Source organism: Protofrankia sp. Cj3 (assembly GCF_917627355.1).
Lineage (GTDB): Bacteria > Actinomycetota > Actinomycetes > Frankiales > Frankiaceae > Protofrankia.
In genome coordinates this window covers 4,653-11,596 of the sequence record NZ_CAKJTR010000157.1, presented here as the reverse complement: position 1 = coordinate 11,596, position 6,944 = coordinate 4,653, and the positions used below count along the sequence as shown (strand labels likewise).

The following is a 6,944-nucleotide window of genomic DNA, read 5'->3' as shown; positions in this document are numbered from 1 at the left end:
TGCGCCAAGCACGGCGACGGCGGGTCCGGCTGTTCAGCCTCGCCGAGTTCGAGGGCCGGTGGGATCCACGGCGCTATCTGGCCCGCCAGAAGGAACGGGCGGAATCAAGCGGTCAAGGCGACACATGCTTTTCCAGCAGATCGTTGAACACTGGCCTGTTCTGCGCCCCGCGTCGACGGGTTCCGGCTTTTCCGGACAGATACCCTCGACGCTGGCGGTTCTTGAGTTGTCGGACGTTGCGGCCCTCGTGTTCACCGGTCCGGCTTGCCGGGGAGCCCGCGCCGTCGCGGTGTGTGTTCACAACATGACGTGCTGTGGGCAGATGAGGGATGACACGCCTGGCCTGGCCGGGTTCTGTGGTGTCCTGGCGTGGTCCTGGATTCATGGGTCTGGCGCGGGGCGAGGCCACCGGGGATTGGCAGGGTCGGGGCGTGCGCGCGGCCGGTGTGCTGGTCGTAGCCGGTGATGGCCTGCAGCAACGCGGAGATCCAGCCGGCGAGGATCGCCGCCCACATCCAGACCCGGTTGATCGTCGGGTCGGCGGAGGGCAGGTGCCGTAGTCCCGCGCCGAGCTTGTGTTCCTTGATCCTTGTTTCGACGTCGGCGCGGCCGCGGAACCACCACTCGAGGGCGACGATCCCGTCGGGCTCGTCGGCGGGGATGTTCGTGACGAGGAAGCTGACGGCCCAGCCGTGGTCGGCGACGCCGTCGAGCATTAGTTGTAGCTGGCCGGTCGGGATCGTGCGTCGCAGCCGGGAGCGCGGGTCGGTGGAGACCTCGTCGGCGCGGACCTTCACCCGTCGCACGATCGTGTAGGTGCCGGCCGGGGCACCGGCCGGGGCACCGGCCGGGGCGTAGTCGCAGGCGGCGACCTGCGCGCCGCGCATATCGCGGGCGTCGACCCACCGGTCTTCGGGGATGGCGGCATACGCCCGCCACAGCGTCTGGCTGCGCGGCGCGGCGATCGCGAAGTCGCCGCCGGCGGCGACCATGGCATGCATGAAGCCGGCCGAGAAGAAGCGCTGTCACACCGGAACAGCGGCGGCGCGCACACCGCATCAGGCAGCACCGCCAACGCCCGACGCATGAGGGCGGTCACGAACGGCCGCGGGTCCTGGTTGCCGGCGAGCAGCTGGGCCGCCAGCGTCAGCCCGGTACGCGCCCAGCTGACCAGCAACGGCCGGCCGGCCCTCTTCCCGTCGTGGGTATAGGCGACACCGCGCTTCTGACGGCCGTAGACCTCCACGTCGGCCGAGTCGCAGTCCAGCGTTTCAGGCGCCGCGCGCGAACGCCTTCGCCGAACGTTGGGTGCGCACCGTCCGCGCCGAGTACCTGGACTGGACCTTGATCTGGAATCGGCGCCACGCGGAACAGATCCTGTCGATCTACATCGAGCACCATAACACCGCTCGGCCCCACCACGGCCTCGCCCTCGACATGCCCGATCGGCCGGCCTCAGCCGGCGATCCGAGCGGCCCGATCAGACGCGTCGATCACCTCGGCAGCCTCCTCCACGAATATCAACGAGCCGCCTGATCAAGCACCTGACCAGCGAGATCGCATACTTGCGCCCTTCAGGGTACGGGCAGGTAGCTTGCCGTCCCGCGCACCCCAGCATCGGCGGCCAGGACGCGGTCGGCACGGGCCGGGTCGACGCCGCAGGGCCGTGGTCTCATGACGGTGCCACGACCGTCGACGAGGCACCTACATCAGCTCAAGGTGGTAACAACTCGGGCATCGATGTAGACATGCGCCAAAGGTTGTCATTAGGGTCGCAACGGCTGGGGGCCCAACCCGTGCGACCTCGCGGTCGCGTAGACACGACAACGGAGAGTTCATGCCCCTGTCCGCCCTCGCGCGACGACGCCGTGCCGCAGCTCGACCATCGCAGTCCCGGCGGCCCGCCGCGGTCATGCTCGGAATTGGCATGACGCTCTGCGTGGCCACCGCGTGTAACCCGATCAAGGTGCCCGCGTCCGCGGCTAGCCCTTCGCAGACGCCGACGCCGACGGTTTCGTCGGTAACCACGCAGCCCGCTACCACACCATCGGCCTCCTCGTCGGCCTCCTCGGCTGCCAGTAGCACCCCGGGCGGGGCGTCGCCCACCAGTAGCGGCAGCTCGACCAAGACCTTCATGGGCAGCAGCACGGTGCTGGTCGGCGGCTCGATGTCCGACGCCTCGATGTCCGCCGCTCCGTTCGACCTGCAGTACAGCTACGTGCACAGCCAGCCCGCACCTACGCCGGCCGCGTACACGGCGGCGCGCTGCGATTCGGCATGGTCGAACTGGTGGGGGTGCTGGACCGGCCCCACCACCGCACCCGGTACTCAGATCATCGTGCGCGAGAACTCCGTGGCCAAGGCGACCTACCAGGGCAAGGCGCACCCGCAGGGGATGGTCTGGGACTGGTACTCCTTGATCGACGTCGCAGGTATGGCCGGCCTGAGTGAGGGCCCGGACGAGGTCAAGGTCATCAACAACGCCGACCTGCTCGGCAAGTACCTGAACGACTACCGGTTCTTCCTGCAGAAGATCGGCACGTCGCGGGACCTGATCGACCTTGAGCCGGACTTCTGGGGCTTCGCCCGATCGCTGGGCAATCTGCACCAGGTTCCGGCGCAGGTGAGGTCGGCGAACTCGACCGATTGCGGCTCCCAGGAGAACAGTGCCTCGGGCCTGGCCCAGTGCATGATCGCGATGACCCGTAAGTACGCGCCGAACGCCGGCGTGGGCCTGCACATGTCCTGCTTCGACTGGCAGAGCAACATCGAGAAGTGCAAGAGCGACTACGTCGACCTCGGCGCCAACGCCGGCGACTTCCTGGTCACCGACATCTCCGACCGGGACGCGGGCTGGTACGCCCAGCCGGCGCACGGGGGCAAGGACACCTTCTGGACCGACCAGAAGGCCGCCACCGCCCTGAGCTTCTACAAGACGATGGCCGAGGCGGTCGGCAAGCCGGTGCTGCTGTGGCAGATCCCGGTGGGAAACATGGCGCAGAACAACACGCCCAGCCACTACCAGGACGACAAGGTGGACTGGCTGTTCTCGCACATGACCCAGGTGGCCGATGCCCATGTCGCGGCCCTGCTGTTCGGCGCGGGATGGTCCGAACAGACCACGCCCGAGACCGACGGTGGCAACCTGATCAACAAGACGATCGCCTACCGCAACTCCGGAGGCGTCGCCCTCAAGTAGCCAGCACTAGGTAGGCGCTCACCTGCGGCCGGACCCGGTCCCCGACCCCTGTCGGGACCGGGTTCGGCCGCGTTCGTCTCGACCCCGACCGGGTGGGGTCTCACAACCCCGATCCGCCCGGGACTGTCGACTTTCCGGCGGTTCCGGATCCAGGGTGATGTGCCCGTGGTCAGTGCGGCTGGTCGAGTTGGCTGGCGACGAGCGGGAACTCCGTCTTGAGGAGCGTTGTCAGTTGCTCCTGAAGTTCGCGCAGCGCGGTCGCGGCGATACGCCACACGATTGACCAGTCGACGTCGAAGTATGTGTGGACGGCGATGTTGCGGAAGCCTGTACGGATCGCCACGGCACATCCGGCCAGCGCGCGCGGATCCCGGATGAGACTCGCCCGGCCGCCTCGCCGATCATCAGCAGCTTCTGGAGAACAGCACTCTGGATCAGGTCGGTCGCTGCGAACGTGGCCTCATCGATGTCCTGGACGAATGTCGTCACGGTCGCCGTCGCTTCAATCATGTCGACGAGATACAGCTCGTCACGCCGCATAGAGGACCCTCGCCTCCGCGAGCACCTGATCGCGGATGACCCACTTCAGCCGGGACTTGGGCACCAGGTCGACGCGACGTCCGACGATCTTCTCGAGCTCGTCTCGGAGATCGACGATCTCGAAGCCAAGCGTCGAGTCGGACGCCAGCACATACAGCAGGTCGACGTCTGAGGAACCGATGTCGTCGCCGCGCGCCACCGAGCCGAAAACGGACAGCTCGGCGACGCCGTAGCGCCGGCACACCTCAGCAATCCGGCTGTCACGCAGGTCGACGGTCACCCGACCATTATCGCCCCCAGACAGGCCACGACCGCACGACTGCGGCACCGCCTCACGCGCGTTCACAGCGCGACGCCCGGCGGCGTCCTGTGTGTGCCGATGAAACAGATTAGGGCGTAAGCGAACTACGCACTTGATTGCGGCAGGGGACGTCTGCGAACGTTGCCGCCATGAGATCAACGGGTGCGGGGCGGCCTTGGCCGCCGTGGAAACTGCCGGGATGGCCCTGGGGGGATGGGCGGCTGCCTCGAGCCGCTCCGGTCGTGTTGGGTCTTGGATGGAGCCCGTCGCTGCCGGGCTCGGTGGCGGTTGTGCTCGTCACTGCCACTCTCATCGGGTTCCTGAGCTGGGTGGTGGGCAGCGACGCCCGCACGCGCCGGCTGGCTCGGCTGCTGCACTCCCGACGGGGTGACCAAGGATGACCGGTGAAGGGGCCGAACAGCTCGTGACCCGGGAGGAGATCGCCTCAGCAGCCGGCGTGACGACGCAGGCGGTCAGTAACTGGGCGCGGCGGTACACGAACTTCCCGCACCCGGTAGGTCGATCAAGCCCGCAGCGGTTCGCGGCGGTCGAGGTCGCGATCTGGCTCGACACGCATACGATCGATCGCCCGCGTCGACGGCCGGACGAAACATCGGGGTCGACGTTCGGTCACCGGTTCCGCGAGAGCCTGCGGCTGCCCCCGGCAGACGCGGCGGCCTCCGGTGCGGGCCACGGGGCCGCGTCCAGACGGCTGCTGTCGCCGCTGTGGCAGCAGCTCTCGACGATGTGGGATTCGGCAAGCACCGGAACCCGGGCGGAGCGCCTGCTGGCCCTAGCCTATCTTCGTCAGGCAGATCCCGAAGGCTGGGCCGCGCTGCGCCGCTCCTATGCGCAGGGCGCGGACATCGCTCAGCTTGAGGCGATGATGAAGGCCCAGCACGTTCACTCCGCCGGGCTCTGGGATGTGCTTCGTGACGTTCTCGGCAGCTTGCCGCCAGAACCGCGGATCCTGCATCTGGCCGGGGCCATCGAGAACGCGCTCGGCACACTGCCGGGAGCGGGCGTACCGGAGGCGGAGATCGGGCCGGTCGTCAGCCAGTACGTGCTCGACCAAGACGCGGAGGAACGCAGGCGCCCGGGGTCCGACTTCGTCACCCGGCCCACCGTCGCCCGTCTTGTCGCCGATCTGCTGGCGCCGCGTCCCGGCGAGCGGATCTACGACCCCTGCTGCGGCTCCGGGGAGCTGCTGATCGCCGCTGGACTGCGGGCCCGGACCGGACGTGCCGAGACCAGCGAGCCCGAGCAGGTCCTGCACGGTCAGGCCCGCGGCGCACACTCCTGGCGGATGGCGAAGCTGATCGCCGCCATCCACGGCCTGCCCGCCGATCTGGGCCCCGGGCCCGAAAACGCGCTACGCCATCATGGCACGGGACTGCTCGGAAGCTTTGACGTCGTCCTGACCAACCCGCCGTTCAATCAGAAGGATTGGGGCGCGGAATTCGTCCGCAGCGACCGATGGGAGTTCGGCCAGCCGCCACGGGACGATGGCAATCTCGCCTGGCTGCAGCACTGCCTGTCCGTGCTCGACGAGCGTGGTCGGGCGACTGTCATCATGCCCACCAGCGCCGCTGCGAAGACCAAGCCGCAGCAGCAGCGGATCCGTGGTGACATGGTGGACGCGGGAATCGTCCGCTGTGTCATCGCGCTACCCGCGAAGCTGTTCTCCGAGAGTCCCGTCGGAGTGAGCCTGTGGGTGCTCGATCGCCGTACCCGCCCTTGCCGCGACGAGGTGCTGTTCATCGACGCAACCCGCCTGGAGACAGGCGCGGTCGCCCACGACCGGCGCCATCAGCTCAGCGACGCGGCCCATGCCACGATCGTCGGCGCCTACCAGACATGGGCGGCCAGCCCACCCGGACAGTACGTCCCGGTGGACGGCGTCACTGCCACCGCAACCGTGCAAAAGATTGGGCAGCTGGACTACCGGTTGGAACCGAGGCTGTATCTCCCGATGGTTCCGCAGTTCGCGTCCGCCACCGAGAGTGTCACCGTGACGGCGCATGCCCTTCATGAGGAGCTTGAGGAACTCAACCACCGGGTCGCGGACGCTCGCGAAACACTTCGCCGTCTTCTCACGGAACTAGGTCCGGACTCGTCGGCAGCGGACAGCCGGGGATCCTGCGAGCTCGGGACCATATGCGATGTGAAGACCGGGCCATCCGGCCGAAAATATCTTCCTCGAAGCCGCGAGTCGGACGCGGTCCCGCTACTTCGACCTCCCGACATCAACAAGCACCGCATCGCGACCGACGACCTTTACATGATCGACCGCGCGGCGGCCCGGAAGGATCTGGCCCAGTACTTGCTGCAGCCAGGAGACATCGTCTACAGCCGGATCGGGGACAGCGGCCACCGAGCCATAGTGGAGCCCGACCACGAGGGATGGGCGTTCGGAACCGCGCTGATCAGACTGCGGCCGACCGCGGACTGGCTTTCGGCCGACTACCTCTACTACTACCTCGGCACCCACTTGGTTCAGGACATCCTGGCCCGGCGGAGCGTCGGCGCGACGGTCCGTGCCCTCAGCGCCGACAGCCTCCGCCGCCTGACCATCCCGCGGCCACCCCATAACACCGACGCCCTCATCACCTATCTCGCCAAGTGCGACGAGGTGAGCGAGATCAGCCAGCGGATCGGGGAAGTCGTCACCCGCCTTCGAGACCTGCTCGCGGACCACTCCATCGCCGGCGCGGCACGACCTGGCACATCAGTGGTCAGTGAGCCTTTCCCGGCAACGGTCAGAAACGCTGTGTGAGGCTACTCAAACGGATCCAGTACCGGCCCGACCTGATCGACGGCTGCTATCCCGTGACGTATCGGGGTGCCATAGCTTCCATCTGCTCGATCACGAGGCGGATGGCCTCCGGCTGCTTGTCCGGCGGG

At 67.7% G+C, this 6,944-nt stretch carries 4 protein-coding genes and 2 pseudogenes; 3 read left to right on the top strand and 3 right to left on the bottom strand.

The features are described from left to right. Positions 1–251 precede the first annotated feature (251 nt). Positions 252–1,001 (bottom strand): transposase, encoded by a 750-nt coding sequence (locus tag MJ783_RS18135; RefSeq protein ID WP_239311855.1) that lies wholly within the window; start codon positions 999–1,001, stop codon positions 252–254. Between the two features lie 286 nt (positions 1,002–1,287). Between MJ783_RS18135 and MJ783_RS18130 the strand changes: the two are divergent. Continuing rightward, positions 1,288–1,536, top strand: a pseudogene (locus tag MJ783_RS18130) (integrase core domain-containing protein); the annotation flags it as partial. A 301-nt stretch (positions 1,537–1,837) separates the two neighbouring features. Beyond that, a complete protein-coding gene (locus tag MJ783_RS18125; protein ID WP_239311852.1) occupies positions 1,838–3,199 on the top strand; it encodes a hypothetical protein in 1,362 nt (453 codons plus the stop codon). 169 nt (positions 3,200–3,368) lie between these two features. Here the strand turns inward: MJ783_RS18125 and MJ783_RS18120 are convergent. Further along, positions 3,369–3,709, bottom strand: a pseudogene (locus MJ783_RS18120) (DUF86 domain-containing protein). Between the two features lie 19 nt (positions 3,710–3,728). Then, the gene (locus MJ783_RS18115) at positions 3,729–4,019 is read right to left on the bottom strand and encodes a nucleotidyltransferase family protein (RefSeq protein WP_239311850.1); all 291 of its coding nucleotides are present in this window, start codon (positions 4,017–4,019) and stop codon (positions 3,729–3,731) included. A 418-nt stretch (positions 4,020–4,437) separates the two neighbouring features. On the opposite strand from MJ783_RS18115, the gene MJ783_RS18110 reads away from it, so the two are divergent. Then, on the top strand, positions 4,438–6,816 hold the full coding sequence (locus MJ783_RS18110; protein ID WP_239311848.1) for an N-6 DNA methylase: 2,379 nt from the start codon (positions 4,438–4,440) through the stop codon (positions 6,814–6,816). Positions 6,817–6,944 lie beyond the last annotated feature (128 nt).